Source organism: Candidatus Flexicrinis affinis (assembly GCA_016716525.1).
Lineage (GTDB): Bacteria > Chloroflexota > Anaerolineae > Aggregatilineales > Phototrophicaceae > Flexicrinis > Flexicrinis affinis.
Genome location: JADJWE010000001.1, coordinates 267,172 through 289,835, shown reverse-complemented (window position 1 = coordinate 289,835; position 22,664 = coordinate 267,172). Strand labels below are relative to the sequence as shown.

Below are 22,664 nucleotides of genomic sequence, written 5' to 3'. Positions count from 1 at the left end.
GTCATGCCTCTCCCTCGACGGGCTTGACCATGATCTTTTGTGCCATCCCTTGCCCAATCGCGAGGCGTGCATCGTTCCTTACCGCCAAGATCACCGGCCCGGTCAGCGCCCCTTGCACCACGCGCACGTGCATTCCCACGTTGAGCCCTAACGCCATCAGCCGCTGGCGCAGTGTGTCGCCGGCGTAGATATCGGTTAGAACGACTGTCTCTCCACGCGCAGCACATGTCAGCGGAAACGCGGCGGCCGGCTCACGCACATTCTTCACCGCGGCTCCACCTAACATAATTCAACCTCCACCAACTTGGCTTCCGACTTGCGCAGTGAAAGATGGTAGCCGCGCACGAGATAGTCCACCGGGTCGCCCATCGGGGCGGCCTTGACCATCTCGATGGCGGCACCTCTGATCAGTCCCATGTCCATCAGCCGGCGGCGAACAGCGCCTTCCCCGGCGACCTTGCGGATCGTCGCGGCTTGTCCGGCCTGCAATTGATCGAGAGTCATCGTCGATTCCTACTCGCGGCAGTCCGCACACAATCCACTGGCGCACATGCAAACAGATGCGATCTCCGCACCGAGTTGATCGCTCAATTGGTGCTTGATCCACGTCAGCGAGTCGAGCTGAACGGGATACACGTGCCCACAGCGGCGGCACGTAAAGTTGACCACGTCGATGACTCCGAGCGCGTAGACCTTGCGATCGTGATCGCGCGAGGCATAACGCGACTCGATGACGTGCGCGTCTTCGAGCGTGTGCAAGGTACGATAAACGGTCGGGAGGCTGATATTGGGGTCGCGTTCGCTGGCAAGGCGGAACAGTTGGTCGGCGTCGATGCCGTCGTCGCTGCCCGCAAGCAGGTCGAGCAGCAGTTCGCGCTGACCGGTGATACGTCCGCCGCTGGCGCGTATCGCTTCCTTCGCTCGATCCTGAAAGGTCATGTGCCTGCCCCATCTACTTACTGCAACCCAGTTGCGATAAGCCTAGTGTAAGGGGGGTATCGACACGACCCTAGTGACATTCATCACGGATAACAGGCGTAATGTCAGTTAACCGTTTGAGGGAAGAATCTCTCTCGAAGCGAAACAAAATCTGCACCGAATGCAGACCTGAATTTCACCCCGGTTAAATCTGGACGCCGAGGTTGCGCTACTTGCCGCCGTCGATCGCCAGCACTTGCCCGGTAATCCATCCGGCGTAGTCCGAGGCGAAAAACAGCGCACCGTGGGCGATGTCGTCCGGCGTGCCTAGCCGGCGCATGGCAATCGCCTCGATCAGCCGTTTCTGCCCGTCTTCGCCGTAGGACTGCCACTGCCGTTCGGTATTGGGGTTAGAGCGCACGAAACCCGGCGCGATGCTGTTGACCGTGATCCCGAACGGCCCAAGCTCGTGCGCGAGTTGGCGGGTCAGGTGGATCACGCCGGCCTTGGCGCTGGCGTAGGCTTGAATACCGGTCAAACTGATGTTCAGGCCGGCGCCGCTGGAGATGTTGACGACACGCCCGAAGCCCTGCGCCTTCATCCCCGGCACGAGCCCCTGCGCGAACCAGAACGCCGCGTTCAGGTTCACGGCGAGGATATCGTGCCACTCGGCGAAGGTGACCTGCTCGATCGGTTTGCCGACATGGCCCAGCACGCCGCCGGCGTTGTTGATCAAGATGTCGGCGTGCCCGACCTCGTCGGTGAATTGGCGGATTGCGGCTTGGTCACGCGCATCGAACGCCCGAACGCTGCACTCGGCCCCGGCGGTGAGGCAGATGTCCAGCGTCTCCTGCAGCTCGGCTTCGAGCAGGTCGCAAGCCCAGATCGCCGCACCGCGCGCGGCAAATGCGGCCGCCATGGCCCGGCCAAAGCCGTGCGCTGCGCCTGTAACGACGACCGTCTTGCCGTGAAACTCGATGTTCATCGACTACCATCCCTCTGTGAGCAGTGCGCGCGTCTCGTCGATGGCGACTTGCCAGATGGCCAGCATCTCGGAGTCGTGCCGCTGATACAGGCCGGCGAAGTTGCCGTCGCCCAGCAGTTCGCGCACACCGGACGGCGGAAGCGTCCGCAGCAGGTTCATGTCGACCTCGGGCTTCTGCTCATCGGGCATCGTCACGCCGGGGAGACGCGTCCACGGGAAATTCTCCATCCACGACGCGTGCGACGCCACCGGATCGATGTCGAGGACCTTAGCGTACGTCTTGGGTGCGCTCCACCAGTTATGGAACTTGACCCGGCAAGCGGAATGGTCGGCCAACCACTCGGCTACAAAGCCCGAGGCCGGGCTGTTGCCGCCGTGTCCGTTGACGATGAGGATGCGCCGGAAGCCTTGGTCTGCGAGCCCGTCGAGAATATCGCGGATGATGCGTAGATAGGTGTCGACACGCAGGCTGATCGAACCCGGAAAGGCGCGGAAATACGGCGTGATCCCGTAGTTCAGCACCGGAAACACCGGGATTCCCAATGGCTCGGCCGACTCGACGGCGACGCGCTCGGCAAGAATATCGTCGACGCACAGGCTCAAGTAGGCGTGCTGCTCGGTGCTTCCCAACGGCAGCACGCAGCGATCGTCCGACGTCAGGTATTTGGCCAATTGCATCCAGTTCAAATCGCGTATGTGCATAGCATATCTTTCATGACTCGCATCTCGCGGCAGAGCATACGCAAGGTCGGGCCGTATCGCAATGTTCCATTCCGAACCGACCCGCGATGCCCTAACGTGCATGCCAGTTTCTTGACAAGTGGCGGCATTCTGGATATTTTCTTGCAAACGTTTGCAAAGTATTCGCCGGCACCTGCCGTTTGTTTGAAGCCGACCTTCTTGACGTTCAAGTTGTTATCGCATGGACTCGAAACGAAGCCGAAAAGCCAACATCACCATTCTCGACGTCGCGCGGGAAAGCGGAGTCTCGTATTCCACCGTGTCGCGTGTGTTGAACGGATATGGCTCCCTGAAGGAAACCACACGCGCCAAGGTGCTCGCCGCGGCCGAGAAACTCGGCTATGTTGCCAACATCAAGGCGCGCAGCCTTGCCGGCGGCAAGACCCGCTTTGTTGGCATCCTCGTGCCGGGTTTGGACAACGCGTACATCAGCGAGATCGTCAGCGGCGTCGATCAGGAGCTGACGCGCTCCGGCTACGACATGATGCTGTACACGACCCATCGGTATGCCGGCAAAGAAGCGATCTACGTCAAGACCATTGCTAACGGGTTGGTCGACGGCCTATTGCTGATTGTGCCGCTGAACCTGCGCACCTACCTCGACGCCTTGCCATCGTCCGACTTTCCGCATGTGTTGATCGACCAAATCGACCCGGAGCACAAGAGCACAACGGTTGATTCGACCAACTGGCAAGGCGCGTACGACGCCGTAAGCTACCTGATCGGCCTCGGCCACAGTCGAATCGGATTCATTTCAGGCACGATGGAACTGAACAGCGCGATCGAGCGCCTTGACGGATATCGTGCTTCATTGAGGCACCATCGCATCCCGTACGACGAGTCGCTGGTGATCACCGGAGATTATCTGCCGGAGGGGGGCTATACCGCGACGAAGGCACTCCTCGCCTTGCCCAAGCGCCCGACGGCGATTTTTGCCTCGAACGACCTCTCGGCATTCGGCGCGCTCGATGCAATCCATGAGGCCCGATTGCGCATTCCGGCCGACATCTCGGTCGTCGGTTTTGACGATATACCGCATGCGTCGCTCGTATTCCCCCGCCTCACGACCGTTCGACAGCCACTCGTCCAAATCGGGCAGATGGCTGTGCGCTTGTTGTTGGAACAGCTCGAAAACCCGGTTGTCGTTGCGCGGCGTGTGACACTATCCACCGAACTCGTCATACGCGATTCCTGCGCGCCACCCCCGGGATGAAGTAAAGAAAGGAGCGGGCCGTCGGCACATTTTATCGATCGTTATGCAAGCGCTTGCACGACTCAAGTAATGCACAAGGAGACCCTATGAACGTTCGTAAAGTCCTCTCGATCACTGTGTTGCTCGCCGCGCTCGTATTCCTCTCTGTTGGGGCGGTCAGCGCGCAGGATTCAGTCACCATCAATTGGTGGACGATCTTCACCACCCCGCCGGAACTCACGGCTCTGGCCGAGACTGTCGCTCAAGAGTTCATGGACGCCAACCCCGGTGTCACCATCGAGATCACGCACCTTGAGAACGAAGCCTTCAAGGAGCGCCTCGCCACCGTGATGCAGGCAGGCGATCCGCCCGATCTGTTCCAGAGTTGGGGCGGCGGCGTGCTGTGGACGTATGCCGACGCAGGCCTTCTGCGCGACATCACCCCCGAGCTGACGGCTGACGAAGCTGCGTGGCAGAACTCGTTTGCGACGCAGGCCGCGCTCAATCTGTACAGCAAGGACGGCGTGTACTACGGCGTGCCGCTCACGTTCGGCGCGGTCGGCTTCTGGTACAACACGCGGCTGTTCGCTGAGGCAGGGATCGAGTCGATCCCTGCGACGTGGACGGAATTCCTGGGCGTTGTCGAGACTTTGAAGGCGTCCGGCACCATCCCCATCGCGGTCGGCGGCCTTGACAAGTGGCCGGGGCACTTCTGGTGGGTCTATCTGGCTATCCGCGAAGGCGGGCAGGCTGCGTTCGAAGCCGCGTATACGCGTGAGGGGACGTTCGCCGACGAAGCCTTTGTCGAGGCCGGTAATCGCCTGAACGAGCTGCTCGCGCTCGAGCCGTTCCAACCCGACTTCAACGCCTTGGGTTACGGCCCTGCGGCGGGCTTGATGGGCAACGGCGAAGCTGCAATGGAACTGATGGGTCAGTGGGCCCCCGGCGTCCAGCAGGGCAACAGCACCAGCGGCGAAGGACTGCCCGAAGGCGAGCTTGGCTGGTTCCCGTTCCCGTTGGTCGAGGGTGGCGCTGGTGATGCCACCGACGTGCTTGGCGGCGGTGATGGCATCGCGGTCGGCGCCAACGCGCCCGACGAAGCCGTCGAATTCCTGAAGTACCTGACGTCACCCGAGGTTCAGATCCGCTTTGCCGAGCTGGGCACGGGCTTTATCCCGACTGTGACCGAAGCCGAAAGCGCGATCACCGATCCGCTGCTTCAGGACATTGTCGAAGCACGCAACAACGCAGCGTACTATCAACTGTACTACGATCAGTTCCTGCCGCCTGCGGTTGCACAGCAGGTGCTGGATGCCGTTCAGGGCCTGTTCACCGCGACGATGAGTCCGGAAGAAGCGGCCCAGTCCATCGAAGATGTTGCCTCCTTCGAACTGGAGTAGGTAACTAGGACAAGGCAGGGGTTGTCACCGGACAGCCCCTGCCCTGTCGACGGCTTCAAGAGCGAGGACACGCACATGACAGTACCGACCCGACCACGATTCCGCTTTACCCCGCTACCGGGCCAGAAGGATGTGAGCGACCGGCCGCGGACGACGCGCGAACAGCTATTCACCATCATGCTGTTCCTCATTCCCGGGGCGATCATCTATACCCTGTTTTTGATCATGCCGATCGCACAGGCCGCCCGCTTCAGCCTGTACGACTGGAACGGACTCGGGCCGCTGACGGACTACATCGGGTTTGGCAACTATGAGCGCGCCTTTTCGCATTCCGTGTTTCACAGCTCGATTACAAACAGCCTCATCATCACGGTGCTGTCGCTCGCGGTCCAGCTTCCTCTGGCAATGATGCTGGCGCTGATGGTCGGCCGCAAGCTGCCCGGGCGCATGATCTACAGAAGTATATTCTTCATGCCGTACGTCTTTTCGGAAATCATTACCGCGATCATCTGGTCGTTTGTCTACCATCCGGACGGCGGGCTTCTCAACTCGGTGCTGACGACCGTGCTGCCGGGCTTCCAACAGCAGGGCTGGTTAGCCAACAGAGATATCGCCCTGTACGCCGTGTTTGCCGTCATTACGTGGAAATACTTCGGCCTGCATATGATCCTGTACATGGCGGGCCTGCAGTCGATCAACAGTGAAGTCGAAGAGTCAGCCCGGATCGACGGTGCAAACGAATGGCAGGTGCTGCGCTTTATCACGCTCCCCCTGCTCGGCCCGACCATCCGACTCACTATCTACCTATCCGTGCTTGGATCGCTCAATCAGTTCGTCTTGATCTGGATTCTCACAGTCGGCGGCCCCGCCAACGCAACGCAGGTGATGGCCACTTACATGTACCGTTTCGGCATCAAGAGCTTCAACCTCGGCTTCGGCAGCGCGGTGGCCGTCGTCATCTTCACGATCTCATTGATTTTCTCGATCGGCTATCAGCGCACGATTATGCGGCGCGACTATGCCGGTGCGGTGTAGGGGGACATCATGGCGACCACAGCCTACTCACATCCGACAACTAAACCACCTATCCATTGGCGCCGCTATATGGTTCGGATCGGTCAATACGGCGTCCTCACGGCGTTGGCGCTGATCATTCTCGGCCCGGTGCTGACCGCCATACTCGGCGGGCTGAAAACGACAGGCGAGCTGTTCGATCAGCCATTCGGCATCCCGACAACCCCGCGTTGGGAGAACTATGTCGGCATCATTGAAAGCAGCCAGTTCTGGCAGCAGTTGGGCAACAGCGCCATCATCGTTGCCGGAACCGTCAGCTTAACCGTTGCGACATCGTCACTGCTGGCATTCGTGTTCAGCCGCCTGATCTTCCCCGGCCGCGAGCTGATCTTCAACTACTTCACGTTGGGGCTGCTTTTCCCGGTCACGATTGCCTTCCTGCCGGTGTTCATTCAGGTGCGCCAGCTCGGGTTGGTTGACAACTACTTCGGCGTGATCCTGCCGCTCGTCGCCTTCGGGATACCGGGCAGCACGTTGATCTTGCGCGGTTTCTTCAGGGCGATCCCGTCGGAACTGGAGGACGCCGCATACATCGACGGGTGCAGCACCCTCGGATTCTTCTGGTACGTGCTGCTGCCGCTGGCCCGCCCGGCGCTTGGCGCGATCGTCGTGCTGCAGACGATCGTTTCGTGGAACGAATATTTCCTACCCTTGCTGGTGTTTACCGATGATGCCAAGTGGCCGCTCACTCTTGGAATCCAGCAATTTCAGGGTCAGTATGGTACCGACTGGGGCCGCGTCATGGCGTTCGTGTCGCTGTTGATCGTCCCGGCTGTTTTGTTCTATCTTCTCACCCAACGCTACATCGTCACGGGTTTGACTGGCGGTGAGCTAAAGGGATAAGGGCTAACTACCATGTGGAAACATCACGACCCGTCGCTCAGCGTGTCCGATCGTGTCGCCTTGATCATGGCGGAAATGACCCCCGCCGAGAAGGTGGCGCAGCTGTGGGGGATTTGGGCCATCGCCCTGCTAGACGAACAGCGCCGGTTCGATCCGACACGCCGGCCCGAACTGCTTGAACACGGCGTCGGCCAAATCTCGCGCCTTGGCGCAAACGCGCTCGTCCCGCCGCAGCAAGTTGCCGCGCTCGCCAACGAGATTCAGCGCTACGTCGTCGAACACACGCGGCTCGGCATTCCGGTGATGATCCACGAAGAGAGCTGCGCCGGAGTCCTGATGCGTGGCGCGACCACCTTCCCGCAGTCGATTGGCCAAGCGGCGACGTGGAACCCGGAATTGATCGAGGCGATGACCACAGCCATCCGCGAGCAGCTTCGGTCAATCGGCTCGCATCACGCACTGGCGCCCGTGCTGGATGTCGCCCGTGATGCCCGTTGGGGTCGCGTGGAAGAAACCTACGGCGAGGATCCGTTCCTCATCAGCGCAATGGGTACCGCCTATGTGCGCGGGCTGCAAGGCGGCGACCTCAAGACCGGCATCGCCGCGACGGCGAAGCACTTCGTCGGGTATGGGGCGAGCGAAGGCGGCATGAACTGGGCTCCCGCACACATCCCCGCACGCGAACTGCACGAGGTATTCCTCACACCGTTCGCCGCCGCCATCAAGGGCGGCAAGATCGCGACAGTGATGAACGCTTATCAGGAACTGGACGGCATCCCCGCCGGTGCGTCGAAGGAACTGCTGGTCGACATCCTGCGGGGACAGCTCGGTTTCGAGGGCTTGATCGTCTCCGACTACTTCACCATCGCCCAGTTGGTCGACTACCACCACGTCGCGGCCGACCGCACCGAAGCGGCTAAGCTGGCGCTCGAGGTAGGCATGGACATCGAACTGCCGACCCCCGACGGCTATGGCGCGCCACTGCTCGCCGGTTTGGAGAGTGGACGCATCGACATCGCACTGGTCGACGCCTGCGTCGAGCGCGTGCTGACGGCGAAATTCGGCTGGGGACTATTCGACAACCCGTTTGTCGATGAGGGCCGTGTAGCGGAGATTTTCAGCCGGCCGGCGACGATCGAGCTGTCGCGCACGATCGCCGAGCAGTCGTTGGTCCTGCTCAAGAACGATGGCAATCTACTGCCGCTTTCAAAGTCGCTTGCGCGGGTGGCCGTCATCGGGCCGACCGCCGACAGCGCGCGCTTGCTCCAAGGCGACTATCACTACCCGGGTCACATGGAGAATATGTTCAACCCGAACGTCAGCCCGGATGCGCCGACACCTGCGCAGAAAGACGTCGTCGACTGGGGATCGCACATGCCACCCTCGGTCACCATGCTGGACGGAATCAAGTCGGTCGTGGCGGCAGGCACTGAGGTCGTGTATGCACACGGGTGCAGCGTCCTCGGCGACGACACCAGCGGCTTTGGCGAGGCTGTCGCGGCAGCGCAAAACGCCGATGTCGCGATTGTGTTCGTAGGCGACAAAAGCGGGCTAGCGCCGGGCAGCACCACCGGCGAGTCGATCGACCGCGCGTCGCTCGACCTGCCGGGCGTACAACAGGCGCTGGTCGAGGCCATCCATGCGACCGGCACGCCCACCGTCGTGGTGCTGACCAACGGTCGTCCGCACAGCATTCCGTGGATCGCCGAACACGTTCCCTCGGTGCTGGTCGCGTGGCTTCCTGCCGAGCAAGGCGGCGCGGCAGTCGCCAACGCGCTGTTCGGGAACGTCACACCCGGCGGCAAGCTGCCGATCTCGTTCCCGCGCCACGTCGGTCAGGTGCCGGTGTTCTACAACCACAAGCCCTCCGGTGGGCGCACGCACTGGCAGGGCCGCTACGTCGACATGAGCGCCGAGCCGCTGTATCCGTTCGGCCACGGCTTGAGCTACACACAGTTCGAGTACAGCGATCTGTCGGTCACGCCGGCGCACGTCACTGCGGCAGATACCGTCGCGGTGAGCCTGACGATCGCCAACTGCGGCCAGCGGGCCGGCGACGAGGTCGTGCAGTTGTACGTCGGCGATCCAGTCGCCAGTGTCACCCGCCCGGTGATCGCGCTCAAGGGGTTCAAGCGTGTCGAGCTTCAGCCCGGCGAACGGTGCACGGTGACGTTCGATCTCGACGTGCGCCATCTGGCGTTCTACGACCGCGATATGCGTTATCAGGTCGAGCCGGGTTTGATCAACGTCAAGGTCGGCAGTTCGTCGGAAGACATCCGTCTGAGCGGATCGTTCGAGATTGTCGGTAATTCGACCACCGTGGAGCAGGTGTACTTCACGACCGTCAGAGTGCATTGAGTCCGGGCGCCAATCCGGCGCCGCGAAGACCAAACATCCCGATTTGCATAAGTGAGAACCCAGTTTGGGAGGATGAGTCATGCGTGTTGCCATCGTTGTTGTTCTCGTTCTGTTCTTGGCTATCTCGGTTCATGCCCAAGAATCTGCGCCGCAGGGAGCATTCATCACAGGGGAGTACCCGAACGTGTTGGCCGAAATCGGGATCTCTGACGCAGAAATACAAGCGCGCATCGACGAGGTGTTCCAGTCGCTGTTCTATGGTAACGACGCCACCGAACGAGTCTACTACCCGGTCGGCGAAGACATGGCCTATATGCTCGACGTCAACAACAACGACGTGCGTTCGGAAGGCATGTCGTACGGCATGATGATCGCCGTGCAGCTCGACAAGAAAGAGGAATTCGACCGGCTGTGGCGCTGGGCCAAGACGTACATGTATCACGAAGGCGGGCAGTACAAAGGCTACTTCTCGTGGCACAACCGTACGGACGGTACGATGATCGACCGTAACCCGGCATCGGACGGCGAAATCTGGATCGCGACCGCGCTGTTCTTTGCCGCCGCACGCTGGGGTAACGGCGAGGGCATCCTGGATTATCAGACCGAGGCGAACGCCATCCTCAACGCCATGCTGCACACCGAAAGCCCATCCTCGGGCGCGACCAATATGTTCGACGAAGAGACCAAACTGGTCGTATTCGTGCCGGACTGGGGCCGTGTCAGCGAGTTCACCGACCCGTCGTACCAGACACCGTACTTCTACGAGTTGTGGGCGCGCTGGGCCGATCAGGATCAGGACTACTGGCGCGAGGCCGCCGCCGCCAGCAGAGCGTTCTGGCACACGACCGCGCATCCCGAGACCGGTCTCGTCCCCAACTACGCAGAGTTCACCGGCGAGCCGGTCGTGTGGGGCGACTACGGCCAGTTCTACTATGCGGACGCATGGCGCACGGCCATGCACATCGCCGTCGATCACAGTTGGTTCGCTGCCGATCCGTGGCAGGTCGAGCAAAGCAACCGCATGCTGCGCTTTTTCTACGACCTCGGAATCACCCGCTACAACAGCAGGTTCGAAATCGACGGGACGCCCGCCTCGCCGCAGCATCGCTCGTTGGGGCACATCGCCATGAACGCCGTCGCCGCGCTGGCCGCCGACGACCCAATCCGGCTCGAGTTCGTCGAGGAGTTCTGGGACTCGCCGCTGAACCTCGGTCAATATCGCTACTACGACAACTTGCTGTATATGCTGGCGCTGCTGCACCTGAGCGGGAACTTCCGCGTCTACACGCCTGCCTAACCTGACATCTTCCTCGCCTCACACACCCCGGACGCGCTTGCTTCAGCGCGTTCGGGGTACATCCACACGACACGCACCGCGTCCCACGCCCACCGGGCAAAGTTCCCGCCTCCAACGGGACCGATGCCGATGACAATCCATCGCTCCTGACTTACCCTGTGGATAACATAGGGAGGGCTTGAGCCATGAGATCTCGTCTCACACTTCGCAGCTCGGCGATCGTCCTGAGTGCAGCCGCGCTGCTCTCATGCCTGGGACGCACGTTCCTGGATTACGGCTATGTGTTCCCGGAATTCGGCGTCACGATGCCAGCTTTGCTTCCGATTACGCTCGCGCTGCTGGGCATCTACGGAGCCTGGATATGGGCGCTGCTCGCCAGCGCACGGGGCATACGCGCCGGTCTGGCCCTGCTGACCGGGTTCAATCTGATCGTTGTGCTGTTCGGGGTCTCGACCATGACCACGCTCTGCCCGCTCCCATGCGGGACGGTGTACCCCCTCAGTGACATTCTGATCTGGGCGAACGTCGGACTGGGCACGCTGGCGACACTGGCTGTGGCTCGTGTGTGGCTCAACTTCGGCTCACCCACCCGTGCAGCGATCGGAGAACCGTCATGACGACAACATTCATTGCCGCGTCCGGACAAGGGATCACGCGCGCCGAATGGACACCGGGCAGCAGCGCGCGGGTCGAGAAACTCCTCACGGATTCGTCCATCACGTATGTCCTCAATGACCCGGTCGAGGCCAATACCGTGTACGCCGCAACCCGCGACCGCGGCGTGCTCAAGTCCGTCGATCGAGGCTGCACGTGGACATCGATCGGGCTTGCCGATCAGGTTGTCAAGTCGCTCGCCGTCTGCCGCGCGGATCCCAACGTCATCTATGCAGGCACCAAGCCGCCCGCCCTTTTCGTCACCCACGACGGCGGCAAGACGTGGTCTGAACGGGAGAGCTTCCGCGCGCTGCGGCGCTCGTTCTGGTTCACGCCCGCCGAGCCGGGCGATCCGTATGTGATGGGCTTGGCGGTGTCTCCGGTCGATCCGAACCGGGTTGTCGCAGGGGTCGAACTTGGCGGGACGTTCCTCACCGAGGATGGCGGCCTCACGTGGTCCCGTCACAAGTGGGGGACATCGCGCGACTGCCACAGCTTGCGCTGGCACCACACATCGAGTGACCACGTGTATCAGGCCGGAGGCGGATGGCCCGCGGCGATCAGCTCGGACGGCGGCAGGCGCTGGAAACAGCCGCTGCGTGGTCTCGGCTGGAGCATCTACGGGATGGCTTGCGCCGCCGATCCCGCCGACCCGAGCCTGTGGTACGCCTCGGCCGCCCCGTTGATGATCTTGCCCGAAATGAAGAAGATGCCGCGCGGGCACGTCGAAGGCGAGGCGAATGCGTTCATCTTCCGCAAGCGTGGCAGCGGCCGTTGGGAACGGCTGGGTGGCGGCCTGCCCGATCCCCTGCCCCATATGGCGTATTCGCTGGTGACAGTGCCCGGTTCACCCGGTGTGCTGTATGCCGGCCTGAGCAACGGAGACGTGTGGCACAGTTCGGATTACGGAGATCACTGGGAGCATCTTCCGTTCACGCTGGAGCGTATTCAGTTTTCGATGGCCGTGCTGTAGTCAAGTCATGAGAGTGTTACAGTAAAGATTGTCGGCAGCACGTGCCGTGTGCGAGGAGTTGGCGAAAACGTCGTGGCCCACAGTACCTCACTTCCAACGGCGGCGAGCCCCCCGCGAAGGACTACACGTGCGGCAATGTGGGTGCTCACCATCATCATTGCCGCGTTCATTATCTTGGGCTTCGTCATGGGCCTGCTGGCGTTGGCTGCAAGCCAAGGTGAGCTTAACCCGTTCACCCACCTGTTCTTCCTTCCCCTGTTGACCACGATTTACGGTCTGATCGGGCTGCTGCTGACGCGCGAACACGCAGGCAACATTCTCGGTTGGCTGCTGCTGGCGCTGGGCAGCGATGCCGGCGTGATCCTGATTGCCGGGGCATCTGTGCACTTTTCGCAGTACGTACTGGAAATCCAGTCCGGGGCGATTGTGGACTTCGCCGCATGGCTCAACCGCTGGGTATGGCTGCCGGGGACGTTCATCCCGGTGACACTGCTCCTGCTGTACTTCCCCGACGGTCGCCTGCCGTCGCACCGTTGGCGGTGGATCGCAGTAGCCGCGGGACTAGGGCTGCTGGGCGTGACACTCGGTTTGGCGCTGCACCCCGATCCGCTGCCGGAATTCGGCATGAACGCGGCAAATCCGTTTGGGCTTGCCGGGGCTCAAGAGATCTTGATGACTGTCACGACTGCGTCAGCCGCCCTGCTCTTGGCGGGAATGGTCGGCTCATTTGTGTCGATTGTCGTCCGCTACCGACGCACTACGGGCCGGCAGCGCACCCAGCTTCGTTGGCTGATCTTCGGCGGAATCCTGTTCTTTCTAGCCAATGTCGTCGGTGCCATCCTATGGGCGGTCAACCCGACTGACCCGGCGTCCAGTGAACTCAGCATCATCTTCTCCAACCTTGGCATCACGCTGATTGTGATTTCAATCGGCATCGCCATACTGCGCCATCAGCTGTGGGATATCTCGCTGCTGATCAACCGTACGCTGGTGTATGGGCTCCTGACCCTGATCATTAGCGGGATGTACGTGCTGGTCGTGGGCTTTCTCACTTCCGTCTTCGAGGGCAGTACAGCGCTTTCCGCGATGGTCACCGCCGGCCTTGTCGCTGTGTCGTTCCAGACCGTGCGCGAGTTCATCCAGGCGCAGATCAGCCGCTTGATGTTCGGGCAGCGTGACGACCCGTATGCCGTCCTGCAGCAGCTTGCCGAGCGGCTGTCGCCGATCGCACCCGTCCCCGACCTCCTGCCTGCGATTGTGACCACGATTGCCGAGACGCTTAGCGTTCCCTATGCCGCGGTTCGGCTGCGCCGCGACAGACGTGAGACGCTGGCAGCGGTCTATCCGGCCGGGGCCACGAAACCCCCACATGTTTCCACGGAGACCATCCCGCTGGTCTACCAGTCCGAACAGGTTGGTCATCTGGTTATCGCAACCCGCGGTATCGACGATGTCTTCACGCCATCGGAGCAGCGCCTGCTGGATACGATCGCGCGACAGGTAGCGGTCGCCGCGTTTAACGTGCGCCTGACGGAGGATCTGCAGCGCTCACGCGAGCAAATTGTCACCGCGCGGGAAGAAGAGCGCCGTCGCCTTCGCCGCGATCTCCATGACGGTCTGGGGCCGGTTCTGGCGGCGATGTCGTTCCAACTTGACGCGATTCGCAATACGGTCGGTACCGACCCCGACCATGCGCAACAGATCGCTGACCAGCTCAAAGCGCAGGTTCAAAACTCGCTGGCCGACATCCGGCGCATCGCCTACAACTTGCGCCCGCCCGCGCTCGATGAACTCGGCTTACTCGGCGCGCTGCGGCAGCACATCGACCGCATGCGGCAGGGCGAAGGCCCGGCATTCGCGCTGAGTTTCCCTGAGTCACTGCCGGCCCTTTCGGCCGCAGCCGAGGTTGCCGCCTATCGCATCGCAGTCGAGGCGCTGACCAATGTTCAGCGGCACGCACAAGCCCGAACCTGTACCGTAATGCTTGAGCTCGATACCGCTGGCCGTACACTTCATGTCCAGATCGGTGACGACGGACGCGGCATCAACGCCGAGGCCGCTGCCGGCGTAGGCATCGCTGGAATGCGCGAGCGTGCCGCAGAGTTAGGGGGCAGCATCAGCGTGACGTCGCCGGTCAGCGGCGGGACCCGCGTGGACGCATGGCTGCCTGTTGGAAATACCGAGGAGTAGCGTACAGTGGAACCGATTCGCGTCCTGATCGCAGACGATCACACCCTGTTCCGCGACGGACTGCGCTCGCTGCTGATGTCGATTCAGGACATTGAGCCGGTTGGCGAAGCGGCGAGCGGTCAGGCGGCCGTCGAGCAAGCCATGGCCTTACAGCCCGACGTCATCCTGATGGACATCAAGATGCCGGATCTGAATGGCATCGAAGCAACGCGGCGCATCCTCCGCGACAGCCCGCACATCGGAATCATCATGCTGACGATGTTCGATGACGACGAATCCGTCTTTGCCGCTATGCGGGCCGGTGCGCGCGGCTATGTCCTGAAGGGGGCCGACCAGTCCGCGATGCTGCGGGCGATCCGCAGTGTCGCCAACGGCGAATCGCTGTTTGGTCCGGAGATTGCGCAACGCCTCATGCACTTCTTCGCGGGACTCAAGCCCCAAGCTCCGGATGAACTCTTCCCGGAACTCACCGAACGCGAGCGCGAAATCCTCAGCTTGGTCGCGCAAGGGGACACTAACGCGGACATCGCGGACAAACTGGTCATCAGCCTGAAGACCGTGCGCAACCATGTGGCAAACATCTTCAACAAGCTGCAAGTTGCAGACCGAACACAAGCGGCACTCCGTGCGCGTCAAGCCGGTCTTGGGCAGAACGCGCCAGACGAATCCGCGCGCTGATCGCGCTTGAAGCGCTTTGCCGATCGCGGCGCATCCGGTCCATAATCGGCGGAAGTATTCCCTGACGTTCAGGATATGTCATGCCAACGCTGGCTGCATCTGCACCTGTACCCACCGTGGACGACGTTGACCGGATCGCCGCGGTCCCCGATCCGATCGTGCGTAACTTACAGATCACGCAGTGCTACCACGAACTTGCCCGCGCGATGATCGCACGCACTGGCATCAACGCGAACTGGTGCACCTTTGCGACATGGGCGTCAAAACAAGCCGGGCAGACGATCCGCAAGCAGGACTTCGCGCGCCTGTTTGAGGCGCATTCGTCCAGCGTCGACGCCGACACAACCATCGTTGCCACCGTTCAGGCGCTTGGTTCGCGGCGGGCACCGCAAGAGATCATCGAAGCCGCGCAGCAAGCGTTCAATCCGCGCGCCGCACTGGACCAAGCGAGCGACGCCGTGGCGCGCGGCAACAAGAAAGTGTTCGAGGAGATCGGCCGGGAATTTGCCCGTTTTCTGGCGACCTGCTTCAACGACTCCTCCCATGACGAAGCAAGCATTGCAGCCTTCTGCGAACAACTGCGACCCGGCAGCGCTCCTCACGGACAGGCGCTGCTGCAGCGTGCCTTCAAGCACTATTACGCGGCGCTCTTTGTATCCGATGCGAAGGCCCGCGCTGAACTGATGCTGCTGGCCAACCTCGAGATCGGCCTGCATGAGCAAACTCGCCTGCAGCCTGAAATCGCCGAGGCGCTCAATGCCGCGTTTGTCGGCGCGCCGGCGCCTACGTTTCGTCTGGTTATGGGGCTGTTCCCGATTCGCGGCGTATGGATGTGGTCGCGCATGATCGTCCTGCGCTTGCTCGGTCGTCGCAGCTTGTTCGATCAGGTGGTGGAGGCGTGGGCGCGCGAAACCCGGCGGCAGGTGCGGCTAATGATTACTGAGCTCATGATGACCCTCGAGCTGTCGAATCGTGTCCGGCTCCGGCTTGGCGATGACGTGCCGGGGGATTTCCCGCCGATACTGGCGTACATCGACCTGCCTGACCTGCGCGCGCTGCTTGCGGACGTCGATCCGACGCCGGACAGCGCCATGGGTTCGGGCGCGCGCGACTGGGCCAACCTTCGGGACCGTATGCACTTCATCGCCGACATGTTCAGGCGCTATCACGACACATCCGACCTGTTCGATCCGCCGTTCACATCGGCGCAAATCGCCGCGATGAAATCCGGGCGTGTACCGGACGGCCGGTTATAGCACACTGCGAACAATCCCGATCCGCGTTTGTGCACAGCACGTAGGATACCGGCATGATCTGGTCGGACCACAGCCCACTCACGTGGAACACGTCAAATCCGACCTAAAACAAACGGCCGATAGTCCAAAAAGTCGGATTTGTCCTGCTATTGTGGCAATCTGGCATGTACTGAACCGAACCCCAAACGAGTTAAAGTAGTCGTGTAGATTATTCCTATTGTTTAGGACGTGAAGCCGTGCCTTGCGATTGCTGCAATCGTATGTCGTCCGATAGTGTGCTTGTTTCGTGCCCTCGATTCAACCAGCATGACTCGGTCTTCCCGTCAATGCACTTGGATGGCGGAGATCGCAATTTGGCGATTGGGGCAAGAGTGAAGCACGCTGCACCATCGTCCGTGTTCAATCTTCCGTCCACTGCCCCCGCCATACGCTCACGTCTCCACAACACCTTCCGTAAACGGACTCTAGCCCTTCCCCAATCGTGGTGAGATCGCGCCTTCGTGCGCGTGGCTCAACCCAAGTTGTTCGGTGAGTGAAAGGAGCCTCAACAACCTCGAAAACGGCAGTGCGGCACAGCAGAGCAGTACGCGCCTATGTTGAAGGAGACATTGAAATGTCGAAACTTTCGTTATCTCGCCGGCAGTTTCTAAAATTGGGTGGAGTGACCGGGGCAGCGTTCGCCTCCACAATTGCCCGTCTCGACACAGCCTTCGCTGAAGCAGCGGTGCAGCGCCAAGACACGGTAACCATATCGTTCGCAGGCTGGGGCCAGACCGCCGAACAAGACGGCGTGTTGGCTGCGATTGCAGTGTTCCAAGAGGAGAACCCGGGTGTCGTCGTCGAGTGGCGCCACACGCCGGATGTCGATTTCTCGACCGTCTTCCTCGCCAATATCGCCGCCGGCACCCCGCCGGATACGAGCTTCATCGGGTCGGGCGATTTCGAGACATTCCGTTCCGCTGGGATCTTGCTTGACATCACTGATCAGCTCAAGAACGATCCACTGCTCGGCCAGCCCGACTACTTCCTGCCGCAAGAAGCCCAACGCTGTGAAGACGCCAACGGTCGGTGGCACGGCATCGGGTCGACATGGGTTGCCCCGCACATCTACTACAACGCCAATCTGCTCGAAGCCGCCGGGATCACCCCACCGGGCTTCGGTGATGACGAGATTTGGGACTGGGAGACGTTCGTCGCCAACGCAAAGCTGCTGACGCTCGACGCAAACGGCCTGCATCCGGACGACGAAGGGTTCGACCCGGACAACATCGTGCAGTGGGGCGTAAGCTACCCGCTCGTCCCGAACCCCACCTACTACATCGCGGCGGTCTATTCGAACGGCGGCAAGTACATCACCGAGGACGGTCTCTGCGGCCTCGACAGCCCCGAATCGATGCAGGCACTTCAGAACCTCGCCGATCTGATCCACGTCCATCATGTCGCGCCGCCCAGCAGTGCGATGGCCAGCCTCGGTATGGACAACACGCAGATGCTCAACACCGATCGTCTGGCGATCGCCATCGACGGCTCGTGGGCGCTCTCGTGGATCAATCCGAGCACCCTGAGCGTCCCAATGGGCGTCGGCGCGCTGCCCAAGATGGCGACAACGGCGACGTATTTGCAGGCGCACTTCCATGCAGCCCTTGCGGCGACGCAGCACCCGGACGAGGCGTGGCAGTGGATTCGCTTCCTCGCCACCCCGTTCTACACCGAACAGTTCATGAAGATCGGCTTGTGGCTGCCCAGTCAGACCGCCCAAACCACCGAAGAAGGTATGGCGTCGTGGCTGACCGAAGGCATCCATCCGGACAACTACCGCGAATTCGTGTCGTCGTATCTTGCCAAGTATGGCGTGGCAGCACGAATCCCGGCCGGCTTCACCGAGGCCAGCAACAACTTCATCAACCCTGCCGTCCAAGCCGTTGCAGACGGTACGCCCGCTGTCGACGTGATGCCCGAGGCCGTACGTCAGGCGAACGAGATTCTCGCCGCTGCGATGGCGACTAGCTAACCTTGAGAATCGCCATCGTTCGAAGTGGCATGGTACAACGTTTGCCGTGCCACTTCGAACCCGCACATCGACTGCGGTGGTGAGAAGGAAACACCATGACTGCGTCTGATAGCACGCCTCAACAGACGATTCTCGGGGTTCGGCTGCCGGAATTCACCCGCTCCATGACATTTCGGCGCAACGTCACCGGTTATCTGTTTGTTTCGCCGTTCATTCTCGGGTTCATCTTCTGGTTCCTGATCCCGGCGCTCATCGCGCTGTACCTGTCGTTCCACCGTTGGAATCTGATCTCCGAGCCGGTCTTTGTCAACTTCTCCAACTGGCAGCGGCTGTTCACCGACCCGCTGCTGCCGCAGGCCCTCAAGGCGACTGTCCTCTACACCGTGATTTCGGTGCCGGTCGGGCTGGTGCTGAGCTTCGGTTTAGCCACGCTGTTGAACAATCAACTGCCGGGAATCGGGGTGTTCCGCACCGTCTTCTACCTGCCCAGCATTATCCCGGCCGTTGCGAGCGCTGCGCTGTGGGCATGGATGTTCAACACCGAGTTCGGGCTGGTCAACGTCATCATCCGTGGTCTCGGCGGGCCGAAGATCCCGTGGCTGCAATCGCCAAGCTGGGCCTTGCCGGCGATCATCATCATCAGCTTGTGGAATGTCGGCGGGGCGATGATCATCTTCCTCGCGGGACTGCAAGGCATCCCCGACATCTATTACGAGGCCGCCGAAATTGACGGCGCGGGGCGCTGGACGAAACTGCGGCACATCACCCTGCCGCTGATGTCGCCGGTGATCTTCTTCAATTTGGTTATCGGTTTCATCAACTCGTTTCAGGTCTTCATCGCCGGGTACCTGATCACCGACGGCGGGCCGGTCAATGCGACGCTGTTCCTTGTCTTATATATCTACCGAACCGGCTTCCGCAGCCTCGACATGGGTTACGCTGCGGTCATGTCATGGGTGCTGTTCTTCATTCTGATCGGCCTATCGTTCCTGGTGTTCCGCTACATCGGCACCCGGGTGTACTACGAAACGCCGGGCGAGGGTTAGTCATGAGCACTGTTGAACTCGCGAGTACACAGCAGGCATCGCTGCCGCCCGATCGTTATGTCCCGGGACGTAAGCAAAGCCGCATTGGCAAGATCGCCGCTTACATCACGTTGGTCGCCGTCTCGATCCTGATGATCTTCCCGTTCATCTGGCTGGTCAGCAGTTCGCTCAAGTCGCAGCTAGAGATCTTCGAATATCCGCCGAACTTGATCCCGAATCCGCCGGTGTTTCAGAACTACGTCGACGCGATGACGTTTCGTCCATTCCCGCTCTACTTTTGGAACAGTATCGTCATCGCAACGCTCAACGTAATCGCCGTCGTCACGTCGTCATCGTTGACCGCCTACGGCTTTGCGCGTATCCGCTTCTGGGGGCGCAATTTCTGGTTCGGCGTCGTCATCGCCACCCTGCTGCTGCCCAACATCGTCACGCTCGTTCCACAATTCGTGATCTTCACGCGCCTCGGATGGGTCAACAGCATCGCGCCGCTGACCATCCCGCTGTTCTTTGGCGGCGGGGCATTCAACGTGTTTCTGCTGCGTCAGTTCTTCCGCACGATACCGGAAGAACTGTGTGACGCGGCGCGCATCGACGGGTGCAGCGAGTTCGGGATCTACTGGCGCATTATGCTGCCGTTGTCACGCCCCGCGCTCATCACCGTGTCGATCTTCACGTTCCTTGCGGCGTGGAACGACCTGATCGGACCGCTCGTCTACTTGCGTACGCCGGAGACATACACGGTTGCGATCGGCCTTGCGCAGTTCCGCGGCGCGATGACGACGCGTTGGGACTTGCAGATGGCCGCCGCGGCGATCATGGTGCTGCCGGTGATCGTGCTGTTCTTCTTCGCGCAGCGCTACTTCATCCGTGGAATCGTGATGACCGGGCTGAAGGGCTAGGGCGCGGGGAGGTTATTCCTGCGCTCCGATCCACAGCGCCTTGGCCTGCGCGTCGAGCGAAAGCCGGCAGACCTCGAAACAGTGCGTCTGCGTCATCGCCGTCTCGGTACGTTCGAGGATGTCGGCGATCAACTGACGCCCGAACGGCAGATCGACGTCATCGCACAGGATGCGCTCGACGCCGTGCGCATCGACGACGAGCAAATGGTCGGTCCCGTCGCGGCCGTCGAGGTCGATGTTCTTGCGCAGTTCGATCATCCCGCCGGTACCGGTCACAAAGAGCCGCACGTCACCCCATGTCGGCAGGCCCGTCGGCGTCAGCCAGTCGACGCGGATGTAGCCGGTCGCTCCCGCCGCCCGCAGAGTCACGTCGCCGACATCTTGAAATGACGGCACATCGGGCATATTGACGTTGCCGATATGCGCGGCAGCAATCTCGGCGGTCGGGCTTCCGGTGAACAGCAGGAACTGGTCGATCTGGTGACACGCGAGATCGTTGAGGATGCCGCCGTAACGATCTGTGCGGTAGAACCAGTCCGGCCGCGCCGACTGGCCCAGCTTGTGCGGTCCGAACCCGACTGTCTGCACGACGCGGCCGATACGACCAGACTGCACCAGTTCTAATGCCTTGACCGTGCTGCGATTTTGGAGACGTTCACCAAAGTACGCCAGATAGCGTCGGCCGGACTGTGCGGCGACGGTCTCCGCCACCTCAAGCTGGCTGTGGGTGGTGAAGCCCGGCTTGGCGCACAGATAGTCTTTGCCGTGACGCATCGCATCGATGCCGAGGGCGGCACGCTCGTCATGCGGCGGTGTGCCGACGACCAGCGCGATCTTCGGATCGTCCAGAATGTGCTGGCGCGACGCGGCAAGTGTGACGCCGTCATACCGCTCAGCAACCTGCACGGCGATCGCCGGATCGTCGTCAAAGAACGCGGCGAATCGTGCCCCGGCGCGCTGCAGCATTCCGATCATGTTGTGGACGTGCGGATGCGCCGCGCCGACGGCGGCAAACGCGATGCTCACTGCGGTTCGCCTGCGGGTGCGCCATTCATCGCATAATAGAACGGGTCGTCGGGCGTGATCTCACCGCGCCGCACGTGTGCTCCGGTGATCGCCGACTTGTACAGGCTGGCGGAAAACTCGAGAATGCGGCGCGCCTCGTCCCCGCTGACGGGCGGGACCGTGCCGCGATCCATGGCGTCGAGCACGTCGGCAAGCTGCGCGTCATGACTGCCAAGCGTGTCGACCTCGAGCGATGACCACAGCGCTTCCAAGGCAGGGTCGTGTACGCCATCAGGCAAGCTGAAGCGCCAGTTTTCGTTGCGATAGCGATACAAAGCGCGGGTCTCGACGGTGGCGCGCTGAAAGTCGATCCGCAGGTACGACTCCTGCCGCGGCGACAGCACGCTGTTGACGATCGACCCCATCGCGCCGTTTTCGAATCGCACCGCCGCCATCGCCACATCCTCGACCTCGATACTGCGGTCGAGCGTACCGGTTAGGGCAGTCAATTCCGCCCAATCGCCCATGAGCCACAGGAACAGATCGGTGAGATGAATACCGAGCGTCATGGTCGGGCCACCTAGCTCGGTCTTCCATTTGCCGCGCCACGGCACGTTGTAATAGTCCTGCGTGCGGTACCACAACGTATTGCACACGCCGACCAACGGCCTGCCTAGCGACCCGGCGTCCATCAACCGTTTCAAGTGCTTCCCGGCCGAACCGAACCGCCACTGAAACACGGTGCTGACATATCGGCCGGTTTCTCGCTCGGCGTTTGAGATTTCATCGAACTCCGCCATCGAGGCGCACAGCGGCTTTTCGCAGTAAACCCACGCACCGGCATGCAGCGCCATAATCGACAAGTCTTTGTGACTCGCCGGCGGCGTGACGATGTTCACGATATCCGGTTGTTCGCGCACGAGCATCGTCTCGGCATCGGTATACCAGTTTGGTATGCCGTTCTCGACTGCAATCTCACGTACCCGGTCCTGATCGATGTCGACGGCGGCGACCAGTCGAACGCGATCGCCCATCGCGTGGATGGCGGTAAGGTGATTGCCGACCGACTTGCCTGTTCCAATGAGTGCTAGCTTGTACGGTTCCATGCTGAGGCATCGCTTTGTGTGTACCGCCCGAGTCGGCG

At 61.4% G+C, this 22,664-nt stretch carries 21 protein-coding genes; 14 read left to right on the top strand and 7 right to left on the bottom strand.

Annotated features, from left to right (window positions below):
* Window position 1 precedes the first annotated feature (1 nt).
* The 5 genes from IPM16_01160 to IPM16_01140 all read right to left on the bottom strand — a co-directional run bounded on the left by IPM16_01160 (window position 2) and on the right by IPM16_01140 (window position 2,605).
* On the bottom strand, window positions 2–268 hold the full coding sequence (locus IPM16_01160) for a ferrous iron transport protein A (protein MBK9121717.1): 267 nt from the start codon (window positions 266–268) through the stop codon (window positions 2–4).
* Window positions 269–279: 11 nt separating this feature from the next.
* The gene (locus IPM16_01155) at window positions 280–504 is read right to left on the bottom strand and encodes a ferrous iron transport protein A (GenBank protein MBK9121716.1); all 225 of its coding nucleotides are present in this window, start codon (window positions 502–504) and stop codon (window positions 280–282) included.
* A gap of 9 nt (window positions 505–513) precedes the next feature.
* Complete coding sequence (locus IPM16_01150) at window positions 514–939, bottom strand: transcriptional repressor (GenBank protein ID MBK9121715.1); 426 nt, start codon at window positions 937–939, stop codon at window positions 514–516.
* A gap of 208 nt (window positions 940–1,147) precedes the next feature.
* A complete protein-coding gene (locus tag IPM16_01145) occupies window positions 1,148–1,903 on the bottom strand; it encodes an SDR family oxidoreductase (protein ID MBK9121714.1) in 756 nt (251 codons plus the stop codon).
* Window positions 1,904–1,906: 3 nt separating this feature from the next.
* Window positions 1,907–2,605, bottom strand: a complete 699-nt coding sequence (locus IPM16_01140; protein MBK9121713.1) for a creatininase family protein — start codon at window positions 2,603–2,605, stop codon at window positions 1,907–1,909.
* A gap of 220 nt (window positions 2,606–2,825) precedes the next feature.
* Here IPM16_01140 and IPM16_01135 point away from each other — a divergent pair, with 220 nt between their 5' ends.
* The 14 genes from IPM16_01135 (at window position 2,826) to IPM16_01070 (ending at window position 20,515) form a co-directional block, all read left to right on the top strand.
* Window positions 2,826–3,857, top strand: a complete 1,032-nt coding sequence (locus tag IPM16_01135) for a LacI family DNA-binding transcriptional regulator (GenBank protein ID MBK9121712.1) — start codon at window positions 2,826–2,828, stop codon at window positions 3,855–3,857.
* An 86-nt stretch (window positions 3,858–3,943) separates the two neighbouring features.
* The gene (locus tag IPM16_01130; GenBank protein ID MBK9121711.1) at window positions 3,944–5,236 is read left to right on the top strand and encodes an extracellular solute-binding protein; all 1,293 of its coding nucleotides are present in this window, start codon (window positions 3,944–3,946) and stop codon (window positions 5,234–5,236) included.
* 75 nt (window positions 5,237–5,311) lie between these two features.
* On the top strand, window positions 5,312–6,271 hold the full coding sequence (locus IPM16_01125) for a sugar ABC transporter permease (protein MBK9121710.1): 960 nt from the start codon (window positions 5,312–5,314) through the stop codon (window positions 6,269–6,271).
* Between the two features lie 9 nt (window positions 6,272–6,280).
* Window positions 6,281–7,153 (top strand): carbohydrate ABC transporter permease, encoded by an 873-nt coding sequence (locus IPM16_01120; GenBank protein ID MBK9121709.1) that lies wholly within the window; start codon window positions 6,281–6,283, stop codon window positions 7,151–7,153.
* A 12-nt stretch (window positions 7,154–7,165) separates the two neighbouring features.
* A complete protein-coding gene (locus IPM16_01115) occupies window positions 7,166–9,511 on the top strand; it encodes a glycoside hydrolase family 3 C-terminal domain-containing protein (protein ID MBK9121708.1) in 2,346 nt (781 codons plus the stop codon).
* Window positions 9,512–9,590: 79 nt separating this feature from the next.
* Window positions 9,591–10,808: a glycoside hydrolase gene (locus IPM16_01110; protein ID MBK9121707.1), complete on the top strand. Its 1,218-nt coding sequence runs from the start codon at window positions 9,591–9,593 to the stop codon at window positions 10,806–10,808.
* A 185-nt stretch (window positions 10,809–10,993) separates the two neighbouring features.
* Window positions 10,994–11,425 carry a hypothetical protein gene (locus IPM16_01105; protein MBK9121706.1) on the top strand — a complete coding sequence of 144 codons (432 nt, stop codon included), beginning with the start codon at window positions 10,994–10,996 and terminating at the stop codon, window positions 11,423–11,425.
* On the top strand, window positions 11,422–12,435 hold the full coding sequence (locus tag IPM16_01100; protein MBK9121705.1) for a hypothetical protein: 1,014 nt from the start codon (window positions 11,422–11,424) through the stop codon (window positions 12,433–12,435). The genes IPM16_01105 and IPM16_01100 overlap by 4 nt, the downstream gene beginning before the upstream one ends.
* 135 nt (window positions 12,436–12,570) lie before the next feature.
* On the top strand, window positions 12,571–14,625 hold the full coding sequence (locus IPM16_01095) for a hypothetical protein (protein ID MBK9121704.1): 2,055 nt from the start codon (window positions 12,571–12,573) through the stop codon (window positions 14,623–14,625).
* Window positions 14,626–14,631: 6 nt separating this feature from the next.
* The gene (locus IPM16_01090) at window positions 14,632–15,303 is read left to right on the top strand and encodes a response regulator transcription factor (protein ID MBK9121703.1); all 672 of its coding nucleotides are present in this window, start codon (window positions 14,632–14,634) and stop codon (window positions 15,301–15,303) included.
* A gap of 80 nt (window positions 15,304–15,383) precedes the next feature.
* Window positions 15,384–16,559 (top strand): hypothetical protein, encoded by a 1,176-nt coding sequence (locus tag IPM16_01085; GenBank protein MBK9121702.1) that lies wholly within the window; start codon window positions 15,384–15,386, stop codon window positions 16,557–16,559.
* A 613-nt stretch (window positions 16,560–17,172) separates the two neighbouring features.
* Entirely contained in the window at window positions 17,173–18,570 is a 1,398-nt protein-coding gene (locus IPM16_01080; protein MBK9121701.1) for a sugar ABC transporter substrate-binding protein, read from the top strand.
* 164 nt (window positions 18,571–18,734) lie between these two features.
* The gene (locus tag IPM16_01075) at window positions 18,735–19,616 is read left to right on the top strand and encodes a sugar ABC transporter permease (protein ID MBK9121700.1); all 882 of its coding nucleotides are present in this window, start codon (window positions 18,735–18,737) and stop codon (window positions 19,614–19,616) included.
* A gap of 131 nt (window positions 19,617–19,747) precedes the next feature.
* On the top strand, window positions 19,748–20,515 hold the full coding sequence (locus tag IPM16_01070) for a carbohydrate ABC transporter permease (protein ID MBK9121699.1): 768 nt from the start codon (window positions 19,748–19,750) through the stop codon (window positions 20,513–20,515).
* Window positions 20,516–20,527: 12 nt separating this feature from the next.
* Here IPM16_01070 and IPM16_01065 read toward each other — a convergent pair whose 3' ends face one another.
* Window positions 20,528–21,490 (bottom strand): Gfo/Idh/MocA family oxidoreductase, encoded by a 963-nt coding sequence (locus tag IPM16_01065; protein ID MBK9121698.1) that lies wholly within the window; start codon window positions 21,488–21,490, stop codon window positions 20,528–20,530.
* Window positions 21,491–21,537: 47 nt separating this feature from the next.
* Window positions 21,538–22,626: a Gfo/Idh/MocA family oxidoreductase gene (locus tag IPM16_01060; protein MBK9121697.1), complete on the bottom strand. Its 1,089-nt coding sequence runs from the start codon at window positions 22,624–22,626 to the stop codon at window positions 21,538–21,540.
* Window positions 22,627–22,664: the final 38 nt, after the last annotated feature.